Below are 20430 nucleotides of genomic sequence, written 5' to 3'. Positions count from 1 at the left end.
GTTTGCTCGCACCCGTTGTACAGCCATAATTCGCGCTGAATCCGTTCGAGGAGACGGCCGTTGCCGCAGCCAGACCAATCGCGCCCCGTGCATGTGGTGCAACTGACCGATGCCCACCTGTTCGCCGACTCGGCCGGCAGCATGCTGGGCCTCAATACCCGTGACAGCCTGCGCCATGTAGTGGCCCAGGTGCGGCGGGAGCAACCGCTTGTCGACCTGCTGCTGTGCACTGGCGACCTGTCCCAGGACGCCAGCGTGGCGTCCTATGAAGCGTTCCGTGAGCTGACCGCACCGTTTGCCGTGCCCACCCGCTGGTTGCCTGGCAACCATGACGAGGCCCGAGTCATGGCGCAAGTGGCGCCGGAGCTGGTACAGGCGGTGACCGATATCGGTGCGTGGCGCATCGTCATGCTCAACACAGCCGTACCCGGGGCGACGCATGGGCTGCTGGAGGGCGATCAGCTGGCAGTGCTGGAAGCGGCCTTGCGAGAGGCGGGTGAACGGCATTGCCTGGTGTGCTTCCACCATCAGCCGGTGGATATCGGCTGTGCCTGGATTGCGCCGATCGGCTTGCGCAATGCCCAGGCGCTGTTCGATATCGTTGAGGGGTACCCACAGGTGCGGGCGCTGCTGTGGGGGCATGTGCACCAGGAATGGGATGAAGTGCGCGACGGCCGTCGCCTGCTGGCCACTCCGTCGACCTGTATCCAGTTCGCGGCGCGCAGCGAGGATTTCAAGGTGAGCGAGGAGCAGCCTGGATACCGCTGGCTGCGCCTCCACGCCGACGGGCGGTTGGAGACCGGGGTGGAGCGGGCAGTGGATTTCCAGGTGAAGCTCGACTTCGATAGCCCTGGCTATTGAGCTGCGGCCCATCGCGACACAAGGCCGCTCCTACAGGGAACTGTGGTTGCGCCTTCGGTGAAGAAATTGTTGCGAAACCCGTGACACTGCGTCAAAACCCGGCGAACGCGCTACACTGCGCGTCCCTGCGCCCATATCACCGGGCGCGAAGCCACAGATTCCGGGGGCAGCATGTCGGGTTCCATCCTCTATATCCATGGCTTCAACAGCTCGCCACTTTCGACCAAGGCGCGCCAACTCGAGGCCGTGATGCAGCAACTGGGCCTGTCGGCCCAACTGCGGGTGCCCGCCTTGCACCACCACCCACGGCAGGCCATCGCCCAGCTCGAAGCGGCCATCGCCGAACTGGGCGCACCATTGTTGGTAGGTAGTTCGCTCGGCGGCTACTATGCCACCTATCTGGCCGAGCGCCACGGCCTCAAGGCCTTGCTGGTGAACCCGGCGGTAACACCGCACAAGCATTTCGACGGCTACCTGGGCACCCAGCACAATCACTACACCGGTGAAGCCTGGGAGCTGACCCACGATCACGTGCAGGCCCTGGCCGAGCTGGAAGTACCAGCCCCGGTGGACGCCAGCCGCTATCAAGTGTGGCTGCAGACCGCCGATGAAACCCTGGACTATCGCCATGCCGAGCGCTATTACCGTGCTTGTGCCCTGCGCATCCAGGCCGGTGGCGACCACAGCTTCCAGGGCTTCGCCGAGCGCCTGCCGGCACTGCTGGCTTTCGCCGGCATTGCCCGTGGGCAGTACGCAGCGCTCGATTTTTCTGTATTTTGACTTTTTTGCATTCACCAGACTGACGACGAGACCCTATGGCCACTCCCAGCGCTAGCGCCTATAACGCAGACGCCATCGAAGTCCTCTCGGGCCTTGACCCGGTCCGCAAGCGGCCGGGCATGTACACCGATACCAGCCGCCCCAACCACCTGGCCCAGGAAGTCATCGACAACAGTGTCGACGAAGCCCTGGCCGGTCATGCCCGTTCGGTACAGGTCATCCTCCATGCCGACCACTCACTTGAAGTCAGCGACGATGGCCGCGGCATGCCGGTGGACATCCACCCGGAAGAGGGCGTGTCCGGGGTCGAGCTGATCCTCACCAAGCTGCACGCCGGCGGCAAGTTCTCCAACAAGAACTATCAGTTCTCCGGTGGCCTTCACGGCGTGGGCATCTCTGTGGTCAACGCCCTGTCGACCCAGGTGCGCGTGCGCGTGAAACGTGACGGCAACGAATACCAGATGACTTTCGCCGATGGCTTCAAGGCCAGCGAGTTGGAAGTGGTCGGCTCGGTCGGCAAGCGCAACACCGGCACCAGCGTGTACTTCAGCCCCGACCCCAAGTACTTCGATTCGCCGAAATTCTCCATCAGCCGCCTCAAGCATGTGCTCAAGGCCAAGGCCGTGCTGTGCCCGGGCCTGCTGGTCAGCTTCGAGGACAAGGCCAGCGGCGAGAAGGTCGAATGGCACTATGAGGATGGCCTGCGTTCCTACCTGGTCGATTCCGTCAATGAGTTCCAGCGCCTGCCCGACGAGCCGTTCTGCGGCAGCCTGGCCGGTAACAAGGAGGCGGTGGACTGGGCCTTGCTGTGGCTGCCCGAAGGCGGCGACAGCATCCAGGAAAGCTACGTCAACCTGATCCCTACCGCCCAAGGCGGCACCCATGTCAACGGCCTGCGCCAGGGCCTGCTGGATGCCATGCGTGAATTCTGCGAGTTCCGCAACCTGCTGCCGCGCGGCGTGAAGCTGGCGCCGGAAGACGTCTGGGAGCGCATCACCTTCGTGCTGTCGATGAAGATGCAGGACCCGCAGTTCTCCGGGCAGACCAAGGAGCGCCTGTCGTCGCGCGAGGCGGCTGCCTTCGTTTCCGGCGTGGTCAAGGACGCGTTCAGCCTGTGGCTCAACGCCCACCCCGAGCTGGGCATGCAGCTGGCGGAGCTGGCCATCAGCAACGCCGGGCGCCGCCTGAAGGCCAGCAAGAAGGTCGAGCGCAAGCGCATAACCCAAGGCCCGGCACTTCCCGGCAAACTGGCCGATTGCGCCGGCCAGGACCCGATGCGCGCCGAACTGTTCCTGGTCGAGGGTGACTCGGCAGGTGGCTCGGCCAAGCAGGCTCGCGACAAGGAATTCCAGGCGATCCTGCCGCTGCGTGGCAAGATCCTCAACACTTGGGAAGTGGACGGTGGCGAAGTCCTGGCCAGCCAGGAAGTGCACAACATCGCCGTGGCCATTGGCGTCGACCCGGGTGCCACCGACCTTGCGCAGCTGCGCTACGGCAAGATCTGCATCCTCGCCGACGCTGACTCCGACGGCCTGCACATCGCCACGCTGCTGTGCGCACTGTTTGTCCAGCACTTCCGCGCCCTGGTCGAGGCCGGGCATGTGTACGTGGCCATGCCGCCGCTGTACCGCATCGACCTGGGCAAGGAAATCTACTACGCCCTCGACGAGGCCGAGCGTGACGGTATCCTCGATCGCCTGGTGGCCGAGAAGAAGCGCGGCAAGCCACAGGTCACACGCTTCAAGGGCCTGGGCGAGATGAACCCGCCACAGCTGCGCGAGACCACCATGGACCCGAATACCCGGCGCCTGGTGCAACTGACCTTGGACGACGTGCAGGCCACCTGCGAGCTGATGGACAAGCTGTTGGCCAAGAAGCGCGCGGGCGACCGCAAGAGCTGGCTGGAAACCAAGGGCAACCTGGCCGAGGTCATGGTTTGATTCGGCGGCTTCTGGCTGCCTGCCTGGCGCTGGTTGCCCTGCCGAGCCTGGCGGGCAACTGGCCAGAGTTGAAGCTGAGCGCCGAGCACCCGATCGAAGGCATGCGCGGTGGCAACCTGTCTGGCCTGGTGGAATGCCGGGGCGGGCTGTGGGGCGTATCCGACCGCGACGACGACCGCATCTACCGCTTCGACCAGCAAAACCCGACCTGGCGCGCGCAGCCGCTCACCTTCACCCCGCCAGCGGTGCCGGAAAGTGGCCTGCCGTGGGGCCTGAAGTCGCGTAACTGGGCGGCGTCGTATATTCGTGGTGGCGAACTTGATTTCGAAGGCATCAGCTGTGACCAGGCGGGCAACCTGTACCTGGTCAGCGAAGCTCATGCCGCTGTGCTGCAACTGCCGCTGGAAGGCGAGGCGGACTGGTTGAAGATCGACCCGGCCATGGTTCGTCAGGCCCGGGCCAGCGGCATGCTGCTGAACTTCAACGCCTTGTTCGAAGGTCTGGCGATCAACCCGGCGGGTGACCGCCTGTGGCTGGCCGCCGAGCGCGAGCGCCGTGGCCTGGTGGCTATCGAGCGCCAGCAGTCGGTGTGGACCTGCGGCCGCAGCTGCGTGTTGCTGAGCGAGGCCGGGGTCGAAATGCAGCCGGCACAGATGCCCAATGCCCAGGCACTGTCGCGCGACTTCGCCGACTTGGCCTGGTTCGAAGGCAAGCTGTTCACTCTCGAACGCAATGCCTACCGCGTCTGTCGTCGGGATACCGACAGCGGCATGGTCGAGCGCTGCTGGTCGTTCGCTGCCGATGCCCTGGTCGAGTCGCGTCGCTACCAGCAGCCGTTCGGTCTGGCCGAGGCCCTGGTGATCGATGCCAAGGGCGCCTGGATAGGCGTGGACAACAACAACGGCGCCCGCGCCGATGGCGAAGCACGCCCGATCGTCTGGCGCTTCGATGCGCCGGAAGGCGGATGGAGCGCCAAGCCATGAGCCAGGCACCGGGCAAGCGGGCTGGCAAGGTATTGATGATCGTCGCCTGGGCGGCGGCGCTGTTCCTTGCCACGCGTTTTTTCGGCCAATGGGAAGACAGCCAGCGCAACCCCAATGCCCAGGTGCAGTCGACGCATGGCGAAGGCTTTATCGAGGTGCGCCTGCTGGGCAACGGCCAGGGCCACTTCGTGATGGATGGCGCAATCAACGGCCAGGTGGTGCATTTCATGCTCGACACAGGTGCCACCGACGTGGCCATCCCCGAGGCGCTGAGCCGCGAGCTGGGCCTGGAGCGTGGCAGCCCGGTGCAGCTCAGTACCGCCAACGGCCGTACCGAAGGCTACCGCACGCGCCTGACCAGCCTGCAGCTGGGGGATATCCGCCTGCAGGACGTGCGCGCCATCGTGGTGCCGGGCCTGGACGGGCAGACCGTATTGCTGGGCATGAGTGCCCTGAAACAACTTGAATTTACCCAGCGCGGCGGCACCATGCTGCTGCGCCAGAACCTGAAATGACGAGGCCCGCATGAGCGACTCACTGGAACTCAGCCTGGATGGCGTAGAACGCCGCTCGCTGGCTGACTTCACCGAACAGGCCTACCTCAACTACTCCATGTACGTGATCATGGACCGCGCCTTGCCGCACATCGGCGATGGCCTGAAGCCGGTGCAGCGACGCATCGTCTACGCCATGAGCGAGTTGGGGCTCGATGCCGATGCCAAGCACAAGAAGTCGGCGCGTACCGTCGGTGACGTGCTCGGCAAGTTCCACCCCCACGGTGACTCGGCCTGCTACGAGGCCATGGTGCTGATGGCCCAGCCGTTCAGCTACCGCTATACGCTGGTCGACGGCCAGGGCAACTGGGGTGCGCCGGACGATCCGAAGTCGTTCGCCGCCATGCGTTATACCGAAGCGCGTCTTTCGCGCTACGCCGAAGTGCTGCTCAGCGAAGTTGGCCAGGGCACCGTGGACTGGGTGCCCAACTTCGACGGCACCCTGCAGGAGCCGGCCGTGCTGCCTGCGCGCCTGCCCAACATCCTGCTCAACGGCACCACTGGTATCGCCGTTGGCATGGCCACTGACGTACCGCCGCACAACCTGCGTGAAGTGGCCACGGCCTGTGTGCGCCTGCTCGACGAGCCCAAGGCCACCATCGAGCAGCTGTGCGAGCACATCCAGGGGCCGGACTACCCGACCGAGGCCGAGATCGTTACGCCGCGGGCAGAAATCCTCAAGATGTACGAAAGCGGTCGCGGCTCCATCCGTATGCGCGCCGTCTACCGCGTCGAGGATGGCGACATCGTCGTCACCGCGCTGCCGCACCAGGTCTCCGGGGCCAAGGTGCTGGAGCAGATCGCTGCGCAGATGCAGGCCAAGAAGCTGCCTATGGTCGCCGACCTGCGTGACGAGTCGGACCACGAGAACCCGTGCCGCATCGTCATCATCCCGCGCTCCAACCGTGTGGATGCCGATGAGCTGATGCAGCACCTGTTTGCCACGACCGACCTGGAGAGCAGCTACCGGGTCAACGTCAACATCATCGGCCTGGACGGCCGGCCACAGCTGAAGAACCTGCGAGCGCTGCTGCTGGAATGGCTGGAGTTCCGTACCGCTACCGTCCGTCGCCGCCTGCAGCACCGCCTGGACAAGGTGGAGAAGCGCCTGCACCTGTTGGAAGGTTTGCTGACCGCGTTCCTCAACCTGGATGAAGTTATCCACATCATCCGTACCGAAGACCAGCCCAAGCAGGCCCTGATCGCCCGTTTCGACCTGACCGAAATCCAGGCCGACTACATTCTCGAGACCCGCCTGCGGCAGCTGGCACGCCTGGAAGAGATGAAGATCCGCGGCGAGCAGGATGAATTGCTGAAGGAGCAGGCCAAGCTGCTCGCCCTGCTGGGCAGCGATGCCAAGCTGCGCAAGCTGGTACGCAGCGAGCTGATCAAGGATGCTGAAACCTATGGCGACGACCGCCGCTCGCCGATCGTCGAGCGTGCCGAGGCCAAGGCGCTGTCGGAAAACGAGCTGATGCCGACCGAGCCGGTCACCGTGGTGCTCTCGGAGAAGGGCTGGGTGCGCTGCGCCAAGGGTCACGACATTGATGCCACCGGCCTGTCGTACAAGGCCGGCGATGGCTTCAAGGCCGCTGCTGCCGGGCGCTCAAACCAGTTTGCCGTGCTCATCGATTCTACTGGCCGCAGTTACTCGCTAGCCGCCCACAGCCTGCCGTCGGCGCGTGGTCAGGGCGAACCACTGACCGGCCGCCTGACGCCACCACCGGGGGCCACCTTCGAGTGTGTGCTGTTGCCGGACGACGATGCACTGTACGTGGTGGCTTCGGACGCCGGCTATGGCTTCGTGGTCAAGGGTGAAGACCTGCAGGCCAAGAACAAGGCCGGCAAGGGCTTGCTCAGCCTGCCCAACGGTGCCAAGGTCATGACCCCGCGCCCGGTGGCCAACCGCGAGCAGGACTGGCTGGCGGCGGTTACCACCGAAGGCCGTCTGCTGGTATTCAAGGTCAGCGACCTGCCTCAGTTGGGCAAAGGCAAGGGCAACAAGATTATCGGGGTGCCGGGCGACCGGGTGGCGAGCCGTGAAGAATTTGTTACCGATCTGGCCGTGATAGCAGATGGCGCGACGCTTGTATTGCAAGCCGGCAAGCGTACCCTATCTCTGAAAGCGGACGACCTGGAGCATTACAAGGGCGAGCGCGGACGGCGCGGCAGCAAGCTGCCACGCGGGTTCCAGCGGGTCGATGGGTTGCAGGTGGAAGTGCCGGCGTAAGCGGTTGAAATGTCTGGAGCGGCAATTTCAGCGTCGTTCCGGGCAGAAATGCTGGAGTCGGACGGTTATTTCGCGGATGATATGGCCCTTGCGGTGCCGGCGTGGCCGTGTGCCCGTTTGAATTTATATGTATCACTGCGGTTGGCCTTTTGGCGACCGCCTGGATGGGATGATGAAATTTCTGCGCCTTCCATTTGCGCTGTTGATGACTGGCCTGCTGGGCCTTGGCGGGTGCACCATGCATCAGCCGGTTGCCCTGTACCAGCTCGACAGTGGTGATCCTGGCCAGCCTTCGCAGAGTGCGGGCATGGCCGTGGTGCTCGGTCCGGTATCGGTTGCCGATTACCTGCAACGTGAGACGTTCCTGCAGCGTCAGGCCGATGGCAGCCTGAGTTCGGCGACCGACGGTCGTTGGGCCGGCAGCCTTTCGTCGGATATCGACCAGCTGCTGGTGCGCCAGCTCGCCTGGCGCCTGGATAGCCAGCGCGTGGTGCTGGCCCCGGCGGCTGCCGGGTTCAACCCGGATGTACAAGTGCTGCTGTCGATCACTCGCCTGGACTCGGGCAAGGACCAGCCGGCTGTCCTGGATGCCCAGTGGCGCCTGTTGGACCGCCGTGGCCATGTGCGTGACAACCGCATCGTTCACCTCGAGCAGCCACACGCGGGCAGCGAGGCGTCGCAGGTGCAGGCCCAGGGCCAGTTGCTTCAGAAACTGGCCGAACAGCTGAGCACAGCGGTCAAGCCTCTGGCTAACCAGCCGGCGATTGCCGAAGAGTCGCCTAAAAAATCGGCTGCTCCGGTGCAGGTGAAGAAGACGCCTGAGAAATCCAAGATCCCGATGGCTGCGCCGATTCGAACCGATATGGAAGTCTACCGGTTCTGATCTAACTGCCAGATACGAAAAAGCCCGCATCATTGCGGGCTTTTTCGTATCTGCTGTTTTTGTACTATCTGTGCTGGCCTCTTCGCGGGTAAACCCGCTCCTACAGGTTGGCGCAGGCCCTGTGGGAGCGGGTTTACCCGCGAAGAGGCCAGCCCGGTATCAGGCCCGGCGTTCGTGCATCCGCGCCAGCTGCCGCTCCAGCATCGACGGGTAGGGCTCCATCAGGCGCTCCACGCAGCAGGCGCCCTCGGGGCTGGCAATCGGGCGAATGCGGGCGCGCTGGCGAATCAGCGTGTCATCGCTGATCTGCCGTTCTACCAGCAACAAGTTGCGACTGTGCTGCGACAGTGCCAGAGCGTCCTGGGCCTTTTCGGCCATCAGCAGGTCTACCAGCTCCAGCCCTTGCAGGTCGTTACCCAGGGCAAGGCCCAGCTGCAGCTGCAGGGTAATGCCGCTGTCCGCTACCTCGATCTGCAGGGCATGGCCCAAGGCGCGCAACAGCTCGCCGCAGCAGATGGCGTTGGTGAGGTAGTCCTCGCCGCAGTCGCGGCTGTGGAACAGCACCAGGGTGCTGCCGTCGTTGAGCGTGTGAGTTTCACCGTCGTAGAGTGAGGCGGCATGCTCCAGGCAATCGCGGTAGCGCTCGGTCAGTTCGGTCAGGCGCGTGCGCGGCAGGCGACGCAGCTGCTCCTGCGAGCCCAGTTGCACGGCAAGCACGGCGCTGTACTGCGGCTCGTCGGATTCGACCACGGCGGCTTTGGGCGCGCTTTCGTCGTCCAGCAGGCCGGCGAAGGCTTCATCGTCATCCTTGTCCGCCTGGGCGGCAAGCTTGGCGCGCGGTGCGACCTTGGCTGCCGGGGCAGCGTCGTGCAGGTCGTCGAACTGCTCGTCGTCTTCTTCTTCGGGCTCCGGCTCAGGTGGCGGCGGCGGAGCCAGGCGCGCGTGCAGCTGGCGGGCGATGTCGCCGATCTCGTCCTGGCGGTCGGTGGCCGGGGTATAGGGTTGCGGGTCGCGCAGCCACACCCGCAGCTGCAGCAGCGGCAGGGTGATGAAGCGGCCCTGGCGCAGGCTCAGGGTCAGCGCCAGCACCAGCAGGATGGCGGCAAGGATGCCCATGCTCTGCAGACTGATCAGCATCGGCTGCTGGAACTGGCTCATGTCCAGGCTGATGCGCAGTTGCCCGGCGGTCACGTCCTGGAAGGTGATCTTGGTCTGGTACAGGCCTTCGGCCTCGCCCAGCAGGCTGTTGCGCGGGCGCTGGCCGGCTTCCGCGAGGATGCGGTTGTCCACGCTGTAGATCGCCGCATGGGCCACCAGTGGGTTTTTCACCAGGTTGCCGAGCAGAACGTTGAGGCTGAGGATGTCGTTGGCCACCAGCAACTCGGTCGCCGAGGTGGCGGTCTGGGTGGTCAGGCTCTGGCCCAGGGCATCGGCCTGCTCGTGCATGGCCTGCTTGAACTGCAGGCCCATCACGCAGGCGTAGATCACCAACGCCAGCGCCACCAGGAAAATGTTGGTGCAGGCGATGCGTAGTGCCAGCGGCACGCGACGTTGACTCAGGGCGCGATAGATCATCAGGAAGAAGTTGTCTGCTTTGACGGGCGTGGGCCGGTTCACTGAGCTCGGCTCTTAATGGCATGAAAGTGTGGGGCAGTATAGCGAGCCGGGTTTTGTCGGCAAAGTATCGTTGGCGCCCGACGGTCACGGAAAATCGGTAGAATGCGCATTTTTCATCGAAGTCGGAGCCAGGTTGTGCGCGAAATCGTCCTGATCAACATCACCGGTGAGGACCGTCCCGGTCTCACTGCGGCTATCACCGGCGTCCTGCTGCAGGGCGGTGTGAGCATCCTCGACATTGGCCTGGCAGTCATGCACGGTACCTTGTCGTTCGGCATCCTGGTCGATATCCCGGACAACGAAGTGGCCACCTCCCTGCTGCAGAGCGTGCAGGCCAAGGCCCACGAACTGAACCTGCAGGCCCGCTACACGCCGATTTCCGAGGCGGACTACCAGCACTGGGCCGATGGCCAGGGCGAGGCGCGCCACATCGTCACCTTGCTCAGCCGCAAGATCACTCCAGAGCAACTGCAGCGGGTGAGTGCGGTGATCAGCCGGTACGGCCTGACCATCGAGCGCATCGAGCGCCTGTCGGCCCGTGTGGCGCTGGATGCGGAGACCGACAAGGGCAAGGCGGCCATCGAGATGTCTGTGCGCGGCGTGCCGAGCGATGCCGAGGCTCTGCGTGCCGACTTCTTCGCCCTGGCCGAAGAGCTGAGCATCGACATTGCCTTCCAGAAGGACGACCTGTTCCGCCGCAACCGTCGCCTGGCGGTCTTCGACATGGACTCGACGCTGATCGAAGCCGAGGTCATCGACGAACTGGCAAAGGCCGCTGGCGTGGGTGAGCAGGTTGCTGCCATCACCGAGCGCGCCATGCGCGGCGAGCTGGACTTCCGCGCCAGCTTCAAGGAGCGCATGGCGCTGCTCAAGGGCCTGGATGTGGGCGTGTTGGATGAGATCGGGGCGTCGCTGCGTCTGACTGAAGGTGCCGAGAACCTGTTTGCCGAGCTCAAGCGCCTGGGTTACAAGACCGCGATCCTGTCTGGCGGCTTTACCTACTTTGCCCGCCAGGTGCAGGCGCGCCTGGGTATCGACTATGTATTCGCCAACGAGCTGGAAGTGGTCGATGGCAAGGTGACCGGCGTGGCTGTGGAGCCGATCGTCGATGCCCAGCGCAAGGCCGAGCTGCTGCAGAAGCTGGCCAGCGAAGAAGGCTTGCAGCTGGAGCAGACCATTGCCGTGGGTGACGGTGCCAACGACCTGCCGATGCTGTCGCTGGCCGGCCTGGGTGTGGCGTTTCGTGCCAAGCCGCTGGTACGCCAGTCGGCCAAGCAGGCGATTTCTACCCTGGGATTGGATGGAGTGTTGTATCTGCTGGGCCTGCGCGACCGCGACGCGCGCGGCTGATTTGAGAATCCGGGGCTGCTTCGCAGCCCTTTCGCGACACAAGGCCGCTCCTACAGGGAATCGCTTATCTCCTGTAGGAGCGGCCTTGTGTCGCGAAAGGGCCGCAAAGCGGCCCCAGGTTCCATCAGGCAATCAAGCCTGCACAGGCGCCGCCAACTGCTGCCCCATGCGCACCGCTGAACCCGCACCCAGGTTCTCCGCCCACTTCACCTGCTCCGGCCCGAACAGCACGATAGCAGTCGACCCCAGCTTGAAGCGGCCCAGTTCGGCACCTTTCTCCAGGTGGATCGGCGCGCGGCTGGCTTCGTCGTAGCGGAAGGTCTTCAGTTCACGCTTGGGTGGCGTCACCAACCCGGCCCACACGGTTTCGATCGAAGCGACGATCATCGCGCCCACCAGCACCACGGCCATCGGCCCGCGCTCGGTATCGAACAGGCAGACCACGCGCTCGTTGCGGGCGAACAGCTCGGGGACGTTCTCTGCGGTGGTCTGGTTGACCGAGAACAGGCGGCCCGGCACGTAGACCATTTCACGCAGGGTACCGGCCAGCGGCATGTGCACGCGGTGGTAGTCCTTGGGCGACAGGTAGATGGTGGCGAACTCGCCGCCCATGAACGGCGCGGCCATGGCCGGGTCACCGCCAAGCAGCTCCTGCGCGCTGAAACCGTGGCCCTTGGCCTGGAAGATGCGGCCGTGCTCGATCGGGCCAAGCTGGCTGATGGCACCGTCGGCCGGGCAAAGGATGGCGCCCGGGGTCTCGTCCAGCGGGCGGGCACCCGGCTTAAGGGCGCGGGTGAAGAATGCATTGAAGTGCTCGTAGGCGCTCAGGTCCTCGACCAGCGCTTCGCTCATGTTGACCTGGTAACGCTTGGCGAACCAGGCGGTGAAGGCGTTCTTGAACCAGCGCACGCGGCACTCGGCTATGCAGCCGGCCAGCCGCGACAGCAAGTGGTGCGGCAGCAGGTACTGGCTGATGATGAACAAACGGGATTTCATGCAGGTTCCTTAGACTTCTACAGGCGTGTCCGGGTGGTTGCCCCATTCGCTCCACGAGCCGGCGTAGGCCTTGACGCGCGGGTAGCCAAGGGCCTTGGCCACCAGGTAGGTGAAACCGGAGCGGCGGTGGGTCTGGCAGTGGGTGATCACTTCCTTGTCGGGGGTGATGCCCAGGTTCTTCAGGACTTCGGCGATGTCCTGGCGAATGCGCAGGTGGTCGTTGAGGTCCATGCCGGCGGTCCACTCGAAGTTGATCGCGCCGGGGATGTGGCCGCCCTTGGCTGCCAGTACTTTCTCGCCGCTGAATTCCTGCGGGCCACGGGCGTCCCAGATGACCAGGTCGTCGGCGCCCAGGCGGCTTTGCAGGTACTCGCGGGTGGCGGTTGGCGAAGTGTCGATGCGCAGGTGCACCGGCGCATTGCCGCTGGCGGGCACTTCTGTGGAGAGCTTGTCGGCGGGCCAGGCCTGGATGCCGCCATTGAGATAGTGGTAACGCTTGTGGCCGATCACGTCGAGCAACCAGATGAAACGCCCGGCCCAGCCGCCGCCCTCATCGTCATACACCACATACACGGCATCGTCGCGGTGGCCGAGTTCGCTGAACAGTTTTTCCAGCTCGCCCAGGGCCGGCAGCAGGCCGGGCGCGGGGGGCTGGCCGAGCTGGGTACGCTTGCCTTCGACAAAGCGTGCGCCGGGGATATGCCCGCTGACATAGCGGTTGGCGCTGCTCAGGTCGATCAGGATCAGCTGTGGCGAATCCAGGCGCGGCAGCAGGTCCGCGGCTTCGATCACCAGGGGCAGGCCGGAAAAGTCAGTCATCCACGGTCTCCAGTGTGGAAAGAGGGGCGATTGTAGCGCAAGGCTCAGGCCTTGCGGTTGGCAAACACCGACAGCGCCCGTTCGGTGCACTGTGCGGTCTTGCCGAAGGCTTGCACGCTGATATCGGCCAGCGGCCGGCAGCCTTGGTCAGCCACCATCAGCATCAGCACCTGGTCCGCCACCGCCAGCGAGCGTAGCAGCACGTGCTCGCTGCGGAACAAGGCACGCAGCGGAGCCGGCAGCAGGGCCGAGAGCTGGCTGTGGTTTTCCGGGGTGATACGCAATTGCCCGGCCTTGGCCAGCAGCTTTTGCAGCAGTTTGTTCTGCGCCACCGGCAGTACCAGCGCCCCGGCTTCCTTTGGCAGGCCGGCCATCTGCTGCACGCGCAGCTGGTCGTTGGCCTTGTCCAGGCTCAGCAGCAGGATCCGCTGCATGCCAGAGGCCAGAAGGGCCTCGATAACCTGCGTGGCCAGGTGTACGTTGTTGGTGAACGGGCTGGGCTGGGCCAGAAGGTCCTGGCACAGCTTGCGCCAGCGCGTCAGTTCGTCGCTGGTGGGCGGTGGCGGAGCCAGCATGTCTGGGTGCGGACGGCGCTGGTGCCAGGGCCAGATCAGCGCTTCGGCCGGGTGGAACAAGGCATGCTGGGCATGGCGGCGGGCGCTGGCCGCAGCCTGCTGGTGCACCTGCTGCTGCACGTCGTCCAGCGAGGTCTGCAGGTACAGTGCGGTCAGCAGCTGCCAGCGCAACAGGTGCGGGTTGTCCCAGCCCACTTGTGCCGCCAGGGCCAGGTTGTTGGCCAGCAGCACGGTGTTGGCCGGCTGGTTGAACCAGCGGCGCAGGCCAGGCTCGGCGTCCAGGCGGTGTTGCTGGCTGAGCAGGTCCGGATCGCGGGCGATACTGAGCACCTGGGCCAGTTGTTCGCGCTCTTCCAGCAGCAGGCGGTAACCCTGGGTCACCCATTGTGGCAGGCGCCAGTACTCCGCCATGGTCTGGCACAGCTCCATGATGCGCACGCCAAACAGTTCTTCCTCGACATGGGCGGCGTCTTCGCCCTTGTGGATAACCCGCAGCTCCCAGGTATCGAGCAGCTTGGGGTAGGCCAGCGCCAGCGGCCAGAGTGGCGACAGGAACAACAGGCTGCCCCAGTGGATTTCCTGCCACAGCCGTGCCAGGCGGCTTGCGAACAGGCCGCTGGCTTGCTGCGAGGCGTGCTGGCTGATCAGCTGGAACTGGCACAGTACCGGCGGGATCTCTTCGACGGGCACTGCTGGCAGGCGCTTGAGCAGCTGTTCGCTGCGCTCCAGGCCCAGGCGGTTGAGGGCGACTTCCAGGCTTTCGGCGGGCTCTGCCAGGCTGGCATTGGTGGGGTGATTGGCTTCGCGCATCACCGACAGCACCAGAGCCGGGCTATCCTGCATCAGTTCGGCGATATCGCGCAGCGAGCGGCGGTTATCGTGGATGGCGGCCATGACCCGGTCGTAGCTGTGCTTCGGCACGGGGATGCGAACACTCTCGAGCAGCTTTACCCAGGCCTCTAGCGTACGTGGAGCCTGAGCGGGCACCTTGGTTTCAATTGGCATTTTGACATCAGTCCGAACTGGCTTTTCGCATTGAGTGGCTATAGTCTGGCGCAGTTCTGCCGATAAGTAGAAGAAGAGTTTTAAAGCTCCCGTCTCTTCCCCTGACCACGACAGCAAGTGCTTTGAACCTATGGCTAAAATTATCGGCATCATCGTCGTATTCGCGAGCGTGCTCGGCGGATACGTGCTTTCCCACGGCAAGATCGCGGCACTGATCCAGCCGTTCGAAGTACTGATCATCGGCGGTGCGGCCTTTGGTGCATTCCTGCAGGCCAACCCTGGCCACATGACCATGCACGTCATCAAGAAGTCGATGAAGATGTTCGGCTCACGCTTCACTCATGCCTTCTACCTGGAAGTGCTGGGCCTGGTGTACGAGATTCTCAACAAGAGCCGACGCGAAGGCATGATGGCCATCGAGGCCGATATCGAGGATGCCGCCGCCAGCCCGATCTTCGCCAAGTACCCGACGGTGCTGGCAGATGAACGCATGACCGCATTCGTCTGCGACTACCTGCGCATCATGTCCACCGGCAACATGGCCCCACACGAACTCGAGGGCCTGTTCGACATGGAACTGCTGAGCATGAAGGAAGAACTGGAGCACCCGTCCCATGCGGTGACCGGCATCGCCGACGGCATGCCCGGCTTCGGTATCGTTGCGGCGGTACTGGGTATCGTGGTGACCATGGCCTCGCTCGGCGATGGTGATCAGGCCTCCATCGGCCTCCATGTGGGTGCGGCGCTGGTGGGTACCTTCTTCGGTATTCTGGCGGCCTACGGCTTCTTCGGCCCGTTGGCCAAGTGCCTGGAGCACGATGCCAAGGAAGAGCTGAACCTCTACGAGTCGATCAAGGCTTCGCTGGTGGCCTCGGCCTCGGGCATGCCGCCTTCGCTGGCGGTCGAGTTCGGGCGCAAAGTGCTGTACCCCAAGCACCGCCCAAGCTTCGCCGAACTGGAACAAGCGGTTCGCGGTCGCTGAGTCATGGAGAACAATCAGCCCATCATCGTCAAGCGCGTCAAGCGCTTTGGCGGCGGCCACCACGGCGGCGCCTGGAAAATCGCTTTCGCCGACTTCGCCACGGCGATGATGGCGTTCTTCCTGGTGCTGTGGCTGTTGTCCACGGCCACCCCGGAACAGAAGATCGCCATTGCCGGCTACTTCAAGGACCCGATCGGCTTCTCGGAAAGCGGAACGCCCTACGTCATCGACCTGGGCGGCTCGCCTCAGCTGGCGCCGGAAAAGACCATCAACCCCGAAGCCAAGTCGGAGCCGACGCCTGATACCAGCATTCAGCTGGACAAGGACCAGGTGGAGACCATGGCCGAGCAGGTCGAGCGTGAGCGCCTGGAGTTGCTGCTGCAGGAACTGCAGAACAAGGTGGAAGAGAACCCGCAACTTCAGAAGTTCAAGGACCAGATCCTGTTCGAGATCACCCAGGACGGCCTGCGCATCCAGATCATGGACGCCGAGAACCGGCCGATGTTCGACATTGGCAGCGCGCGCCTGCAGCCGTACTTCGAGGACATCCTGCTGGCGATGGCCGACACCATCAAGGCGGTGCCGAACAAGATCAGCATCAGTGGCCACACCGACGCCAAGCCCTATGCCGGCAGTGGCGAGTTCGGCAACTGGGAATTGTCGGCCAACCGCGCCAACGCCGCGCGCCGTGCACTGGTGGCCGGCGGCTACCCGGATGGCCAGGTGGCGCGGGTGGTGGGTTATGCCTCGTCGTCGCTGTTCGACCGCAAGGACCCGTTCAACCCGGTCAACCGCCGCATCGACATCATCGTGCTGACCAAAAAGGCCCAGCGCAATATCGAAGGCGAGCAGGGCGCGCCGGAAGCACCGGCTGCCGAGCCCGCGCCGCCGGCCGCTGCGGCACCGGCGGCGCCAGGGGAGGCCGGGCAGGCCCCCATGCAGCCGCGTGAATTGCGCCAGAAGCTGAACATCTTCGAAGAGGGGACGCTGAAGATGGATGAGGCCAAGGACCAGTAGGTTCTTGGGGTGCCCTGCACGGTCCTTGTAGGAGCGGCCTTGCGTCGCGATCGGGCCGCAAGGCGGCCCCCGGACTTCTGCATTTTTGCAAAGATTGCTGGGGCCGCTCTGCGGCCCTATCGCGACACAAGGCCGCTCCTACAGGCGCGTGCTGCAGCTGAGCCTCGCGCCCACAGGGGGTCAGTAAGCGTCTTCCGGCAAACTGGCGATGATCGAGCGGTAGCTGTTCATCCGTTGCTGCTTGATACGCCCCTCGTCCAGCGCCTTGAGCAGCGCACAGCCCGGTTCGCGATCATGCTTGCAGTCGCGGAAGCGGCAGGTGCCGAACAGGTCGCGGAACTCGATGAAACCATCCTCCACATCACTGCGGCTGACGTGACCCAGGCCGAACTCGCGGATGCCCGGTGAGTCGATCAGGTCGCCACCATTGGGGAAGTGGTACAGCCGCGCGGTGGTGGTGGTGTGGGTACCCTGGCCAGACCATTCCGACAGGTCGCCGACACGGGTGCCGGCCTCCGGCAGCAGGCTGTTGACCAGCGACGACTTGCCCACCCCCGATTGGCCGACGAACACGCTGATGTGGCCGTCGAGCATCTGCTGCAGGCGTTGCATGCCGTCACCGTGATGTGCCGAGACCTCGAGCAGCAGGTAGCCGAGCTCGCGGTAAACCTCCAGCAGCGCATGCAGGCCCGGGCCGTTCTCTTCGTTGATCAGGTCGGCCTTGTTCAGCAGCAGCAACGGACGAATGCCGGCGTGCTCCGCCGCCACCAGGTAACGGTCGATCAGGTTGGGGTGCGGTTCGGGCGCGGGGGCAAAGACGATCACGATCAGGTCGACGTTGGCCGCCACCGGCTTCAGCTGGCCGTGGTTGTTAGGCCGGCACAGCTCGGTGCTGCGCGGCATCTGCGCGACGATCACGCCAATGCCCTGGTTGCCCGCCCGCCATACCACGCGGTCGCCGGTAACCAGCGCCGGCAGGTTGGCGCGCAAGTGGCAACGGAACACCTGGCCCGCGGCTTCGCCGTCCTGGGCTTCCACTTCTACCTGCACACCGAAGTGCGCAATCACCAGGCCCAACTGCTCTGGCCCAAGGTCGCCACCCTCCAGTTCCTGCAGCACGTGCTGTTCGCGTTTGGCCGCACGCGCGGCGCGCTCGTTCTGGATTTTTTCGATGCGCCAGTTCTGGCGGCGATTGAGCTGGCGTTTGGCCATGAAGGTTCCGTGCGTGGGGGCAGGTTGAAAACGGCAGGCAGTTTAGCACGCCAGGCGCCGGACCATTTGGCTTACCTTCGCACCGTGAATGGGCGTGCCTTGGCCACTACGCTACTATGACGGCCTATACGAGGAGCCCCCGCATGCAAAACCCACAGAACCTGATCTGGATCGACCTGGAAATGACCGGCCTGGATCCGGACAGCGACGTCATCATCGAGATGGCCACCATTGTCACCGACAGCGAACTGAACACCCTGGCCGAAGGGCCGGTGATTGCCATCCACCACAATGACGAAGTGCTGGCGCGCATGGACGAGTGGAATACCCGCACCCATGGCGCTTCGGGCCTGACCCAGCGCGTTCGCGAGAGCAAGGTCGGCATGGCCGAAGCCGAGGCGCAGACCATTGCCTTCCTTGAGCAGTGGGTACCGAAAGGCAAGTCCCCGATCTGTGGCAACAGCATCTGCCAGGACCGCCGTTTCCTGTACCGACACATGCGCAACCTGGAAAACTACTTCCATTACCGCAATCTCGATGTTTCGACCCTGAAGGAACTGGCTGCACGCTGGGCACCTGATGTGCGCGACAGCTTCAAGAAGGGCAATACCCACCTGGCGCTGGACGACATCCGCGAATCGATCGCCGAACTGCGCCACTATCGCGAGCACTTCATCAAGGTATGAGCCGAAAAGGCGCAGATATTGTATCTGCGCCCTCTTTTGGTGCCATGGGCAACTGGTTAGACTGCGCGCCTTTCTCGCACGCCCGCACGGACCCCGCACCATGTTGTTGATGCTCTACCTAATCGCCATCACCGCCGAAGCCATGACCGGCGCGTTGTCTGCAGGCCGCCGCGGCATGGACTGGTTCGGCGTGGTGCTGATTGCCTGCGTTACCGCCCTGGGTGGCGGCTCGGTGCGTGACGTGCTTCTCGGGCATTACCCGCTGACCTGGGTGAAGCATCCTGAATACCTGGTGCTGACCAGCTGTGCGGCGCTGCTGACCATTTTCATCGCGCCGATGATGCGCCGCCTGCGCTCGCTGTTCCTGGTGCTCGACGCCCTGGGGCTGGTGGCTTTTACCTTGATTGGCTGCATGACTGCGCTGGAGATGGGGCAGGGCATGCTGGTGGCGTCGATCAGCGGGGTGATCACCGGGGTATTCGGCGGGATCCTGCGGGATATCTTCTGCAACGACATTCCCTTGGTGTTCCGCCGCGAGCTGTACGCCAGCGTGTCATTTGCCGCGGCGTGGTTCTACCTGGGGTGCGTGTATTTCAAGGTGCCGGCGGAGCAGGCGATGCTGCTGACCTTGTTTGGCGGGTTCCTGGTGCGGCTGCTGGCGATTCGGTTCCATTGGGAAATGCCCAAGTTCCACTACAACGACCAGCAGTGACCTTGACATGCGATCCCTGTGGGAGCGGGTTCACCCGCGAACACGGGCGCAGCCCGTGCCATCCACCGCGGTGGCTTCTTCGCGGGTAAACCCGCTCCCACAAGGTGTGTCTGGCTACGAAACGCCGTGCTGCGCCAGCGCCCACTCCACATGCTCCCTCACGAGCTCCGAGGCATCCTCGCGCCGCGCCTTCAGCGCTTCGATCACCGGGATTGTCGATGGCGCATTGCCAAGCCCCACCGCCAGGTTGCGCAACCAGCGCTCATACCCGGCCCGGCGCAATGGCCCGCCTTCGGTCTTGCGCAGGAAGGTCCTTTCATCCCACAGGAACATCTCCGCCAACTCGGCATTCTCCAGCCCGTGTCGTGGCTGGAAATCCTGCTCCTGGCTGTGCCTGGCAAAGCGGTTCCACGGGCAGACGATCTGGCAGTCATCGCAACCGAACACCCGGTTGCCCATCTTCGAACGTAACTCGACGGGGATCGGCCCCCGTAGTTCGATGGTCAGGTAGGAGATGCAGCGCCGAGCATCCAGCACATACGGCCCGACGAAGGCCTGGGTCGGGCAGATGTCCAGGCAGGCCTGGCAGCGCCCGCAATGTTCGCTGGTGGTGGCTTCGTCCACCGGCAGTGGCAGGTCGACGAACAGCTCGGCGAGGAAGAAATAACTGCCCGCCTTGCGGTTGAGCAGCAGGGTGTTCTTGCCGATCCAGCCCAGCCCGGCCTGCTCGGCCAGGGCCTTTTCCAGCACCGGAGCGCTGTCGACGAAGGCGCGGTAGCCGAACGGGCCGATGGCTTCCTGAATGCGATCGGCCAGGAACTGCACGCGCTTGCGCACCAGCTTGTGGTAATCCCGGCCCAGGGCGTAGCGCGATACGTAGGCTTTTTCGGGCTGTGCCAGGCGCTGCGCCATCTGTGTGTCGCCGGGCAGGTAGTCCATGCGCAGCGATACCACGCGTACCGTGCCAGGGATCAATTGCTCTGGGTGTGCACGCTTGCTGCCGTGGGCACCCAGGTAATCCATCTCGCCCTGGTAGCCGGCGTCGAGCCAGCGCTGCAGGTGGTGTTCGTGTTCGCCAAGGTCTACCCCGGCGATGCCAACATGGGCAAAACCGAGTTCTTGGCCCCAAATCTTGATCGATTGGGCCAGTTGGGCGAGGTCAGGCGTACAGACGGACATGGATGGGCAAGGCAATACGGGCTCAGGTGCGTATAATTCTGCCAGACAT

The 20430-nt window shown here is 64.2% G+C and carries 18 protein-coding genes; 12 read left to right on the top strand and 6 right to left on the bottom strand.

Annotated elements, in window-relative coordinates:
- Positions 1 to 60 precede the first annotated feature (60 nt).
- From cpdA to ACK56M_RS26615, 7 genes are all read left to right on the top strand, one after another.
- The gene (gene cpdA / locus ACK56M_RS26645) at positions 61 to 861 is read left to right on the top strand and encodes a 3',5'-cyclic-AMP phosphodiesterase (RefSeq protein WP_015272021.1); all 801 of its coding nucleotides are present in this window, start codon (positions 61 to 63) and stop codon (positions 859 to 861) included.
- 171 nt (positions 862 to 1032) lie between these two features.
- Positions 1033 to 1641 (top strand): YqiA/YcfP family alpha/beta fold hydrolase, encoded by a 609-nt coding sequence (locus ACK56M_RS26640; protein ID WP_003258136.1) that lies wholly within the window; start codon positions 1033 to 1035, stop codon positions 1639 to 1641.
- Between the two features lie 35 nt (positions 1642 to 1676).
- Entirely contained in the window at positions 1677 to 3581 is a 1905-nt protein-coding gene (gene parE, locus ACK56M_RS26635) for a DNA topoisomerase IV subunit B (protein ID WP_015272020.1), read from the top strand.
- A complete protein-coding gene (locus ACK56M_RS26630) occupies positions 3578 to 4564 on the top strand; it encodes an esterase-like activity of phytase family protein (protein WP_013974455.1) in 987 nt (328 codons plus the stop codon). Before parE ends, ACK56M_RS26630 begins: the two co-directional genes overlap by 4 nt.
- Positions 4561 to 5079 (top strand): TIGR02281 family clan AA aspartic protease, encoded by a 519-nt coding sequence (locus ACK56M_RS26625; RefSeq protein WP_054572207.1) that lies wholly within the window; start codon positions 4561 to 4563, stop codon positions 5077 to 5079. Before ACK56M_RS26630 ends, ACK56M_RS26625 begins: the two co-directional genes overlap by 4 nt.
- A gap of 10 nt (positions 5080 to 5089) precedes the next feature.
- On the top strand, positions 5090 to 7348 hold the full coding sequence (gene parC / locus ACK56M_RS26620) for a DNA topoisomerase IV subunit A (RefSeq protein WP_023660490.1): 2259 nt from the start codon (positions 5090 to 5092) through the stop codon (positions 7346 to 7348).
- A gap of 172 nt (positions 7349 to 7520) precedes the next feature.
- Positions 7521 to 8231: a membrane integrity-associated transporter subunit PqiC gene (locus ACK56M_RS26615; protein ID WP_031324184.1), complete on the top strand. Its 711-nt coding sequence runs from the start codon at positions 7521 to 7523 to the stop codon at positions 8229 to 8231.
- Between the two features lie 159 nt (positions 8232 to 8390).
- Here ACK56M_RS26615 and ACK56M_RS26610 read toward each other — a convergent pair whose 3' ends face one another.
- The gene (locus tag ACK56M_RS26610) at positions 8391 to 9848 is read right to left on the bottom strand and encodes a histidine kinase (RefSeq protein WP_411959150.1); all 1458 of its coding nucleotides are present in this window, start codon (positions 9846 to 9848) and stop codon (positions 8391 to 8393) included.
- 135 nt (positions 9849 to 9983) lie between these two features.
- Between ACK56M_RS26610 and serB the strand changes: the two genes are divergently transcribed.
- The gene (serB, locus tag ACK56M_RS26605) at positions 9984 to 11198 is read left to right on the top strand and encodes a phosphoserine phosphatase SerB (protein ID WP_167506577.1); all 1215 of its coding nucleotides are present in this window, start codon (positions 9984 to 9986) and stop codon (positions 11196 to 11198) included.
- Between the two features lie 132 nt (positions 11199 to 11330).
- Here the strand turns inward: serB and asd are convergent, their stop codons facing one another.
- The 3 genes from asd to ACK56M_RS26590 are packed head-to-tail and all read right to left on the bottom strand — an operon-like array spanning position 11331 to position 14593.
- Positions 11331 to 12194 (bottom strand): archaetidylserine decarboxylase, encoded by an 864-nt coding sequence (asd, locus tag ACK56M_RS26600; protein ID WP_085720914.1) that lies wholly within the window; start codon positions 12192 to 12194, stop codon positions 11331 to 11333.
- A gap of 9 nt (positions 12195 to 12203) precedes the next feature.
- Positions 12204 to 13013 carry a rhodanese-like domain-containing protein gene (locus tag ACK56M_RS26595; protein ID WP_013974448.1) on the bottom strand — a complete coding sequence of 270 codons (810 nt, stop codon included), beginning with the start codon at positions 13011 to 13013 and terminating at the stop codon, positions 12204 to 12206.
- A 44-nt stretch (positions 13014 to 13057) separates the two neighbouring features.
- On the bottom strand, positions 13058 to 14593 hold the full coding sequence (locus ACK56M_RS26590; protein ID WP_411959149.1) for an HDOD domain-containing protein: 1536 nt from the start codon (positions 14591 to 14593) through the stop codon (positions 13058 to 13060).
- A 130-nt stretch (positions 14594 to 14723) separates the two neighbouring features.
- Here ACK56M_RS26590 and motA point away from each other — a divergent pair, with 130 nt between their 5' ends.
- Both motA and motB read left to right on the top strand, forming a co-directional pair.
- Positions 14724 to 15575 (top strand): flagellar motor stator protein MotA, encoded by an 852-nt coding sequence (gene motA, locus ACK56M_RS26585; RefSeq protein WP_015272014.1) that lies wholly within the window; start codon positions 14724 to 14726, stop codon positions 15573 to 15575.
- 3 nt (positions 15576 to 15578) lie between these two features.
- Positions 15579 to 16592, top strand: a complete 1014-nt coding sequence (motB, locus tag ACK56M_RS26580) for a flagellar motor protein MotB (protein WP_013974445.1) — start codon at positions 15579 to 15581, stop codon at positions 16590 to 16592.
- Positions 16593 to 16772: 180 nt separating this feature from the next.
- Here the strand turns inward: motB and rsgA are convergent, their stop codons facing one another.
- On the bottom strand, positions 16773 to 17804 hold the full coding sequence (gene rsgA / locus ACK56M_RS26575; RefSeq protein WP_411959148.1) for a small ribosomal subunit biogenesis GTPase RsgA: 1032 nt from the start codon (positions 17802 to 17804) through the stop codon (positions 16773 to 16775).
- 143 nt (positions 17805 to 17947) lie between these two features.
- Between rsgA and orn the strand changes: the two genes are divergently transcribed.
- Positions 17948 to 18490, top strand: a complete 543-nt coding sequence (gene orn, locus ACK56M_RS26570) for an oligoribonuclease (protein WP_015272012.1) — start codon at positions 17948 to 17950, stop codon at positions 18488 to 18490.
- A 100-nt stretch (positions 18491 to 18590) separates the two neighbouring features.
- Positions 18591 to 19202 (top strand): trimeric intracellular cation channel family protein, encoded by a 612-nt coding sequence (locus ACK56M_RS26565; RefSeq protein WP_013974442.1) that lies wholly within the window; start codon positions 18591 to 18593, stop codon positions 19200 to 19202.
- 114 nt (positions 19203 to 19316) lie between these two features.
- On the opposite strand, the gene queG is transcribed toward ACK56M_RS26565, so the two are convergent.
- Positions 19317 to 20381, bottom strand: coding sequence for a tRNA epoxyqueuosine(34) reductase QueG (queG, locus tag ACK56M_RS26560; RefSeq protein WP_015272011.1), 1065 nt, complete (start codon positions 20379 to 20381; stop codon positions 19317 to 19319).
- Between the last annotated feature and the right edge of the window lie 49 nt (positions 20382 to 20430).

Source organism: Pseudomonas sp. s4 (assembly GCF_046764235.1).
GTDB classification, from domain to species: Bacteria; Pseudomonadota; Gammaproteobacteria; order Pseudomonadales; family Pseudomonadaceae; genus Aquipseudomonas; species Aquipseudomonas asiatica.
This window is presented reverse-complemented; position numbering and strand designations above follow the sequence as displayed.

Coding starts and splice junctions, on each gene's coding strand:
- ACK56M_RS26625 (WP_054572207.1), top strand. CDS start 4,561: ATGAGCCAGGCACCGGGCAAGCGGGCTGGCAAGGTATTGATGATCGTC.
- ACK56M_RS26595 (WP_013974448.1), bottom strand. CDS start 13,013: ATGACTGACTTTTCCGGCCTGCCCCTGGTGATCGAAGCCGCGGACCTG.
- orn (WP_015272012.1), top strand. CDS start 17,948: ATGCAAAACCCACAGAACCTGATCTGGATCGACCTGGAAATGACCGGC.
- asd (WP_085720914.1), bottom strand. CDS start 12,194: ATGAAATCCCGTTTGTTCATCATCAGCCAGTACCTGCTGCCGCACCAC.
- ACK56M_RS26565 (WP_013974442.1), top strand. CDS start 18,591: ATGTTGTTGATGCTCTACCTAATCGCCATCACCGCCGAAGCCATGACC.
- parC (WP_023660490.1), top strand. CDS start 5,090: ATGAGCGACTCACTGGAACTCAGCCTGGATGGCGTAGAACGCCGCTCG.
- ACK56M_RS26615 (WP_031324184.1), top strand. CDS start 7,521: ATGAAATTTCTGCGCCTTCCATTTGCGCTGTTGATGACTGGCCTGCTG.
- motB (WP_013974445.1), top strand. CDS start 15,579: ATGGAGAACAATCAGCCCATCATCGTCAAGCGCGTCAAGCGCTTTGGC.
- queG (WP_015272011.1), bottom strand. CDS start 20,381: ATGTCCGTCTGTACGCCTGACCTCGCCCAACTGGCCCAATCGATCAAG.
- ACK56M_RS26640 (WP_003258136.1), top strand. CDS start 1,033: ATGTCGGGTTCCATCCTCTATATCCATGGCTTCAACAGCTCGCCACTT.
- ACK56M_RS26590 (WP_411959149.1), bottom strand. CDS start 14,593: ATGCCAATTGAAACCAAGGTGCCCGCTCAGGCTCCACGTACGCTAGAG.
- parE (WP_015272020.1), top strand. CDS start 1,677: ATGGCCACTCCCAGCGCTAGCGCCTATAACGCAGACGCCATCGAAGTC.
- rsgA (WP_411959148.1), bottom strand. CDS start 17,804: ATGGCCAAACGCCAGCTCAATCGCCGCCAGAACTGGCGCATCGAAAAA.
- motA (WP_015272014.1), top strand. CDS start 14,724: ATGGCTAAAATTATCGGCATCATCGTCGTATTCGCGAGCGTGCTCGGC.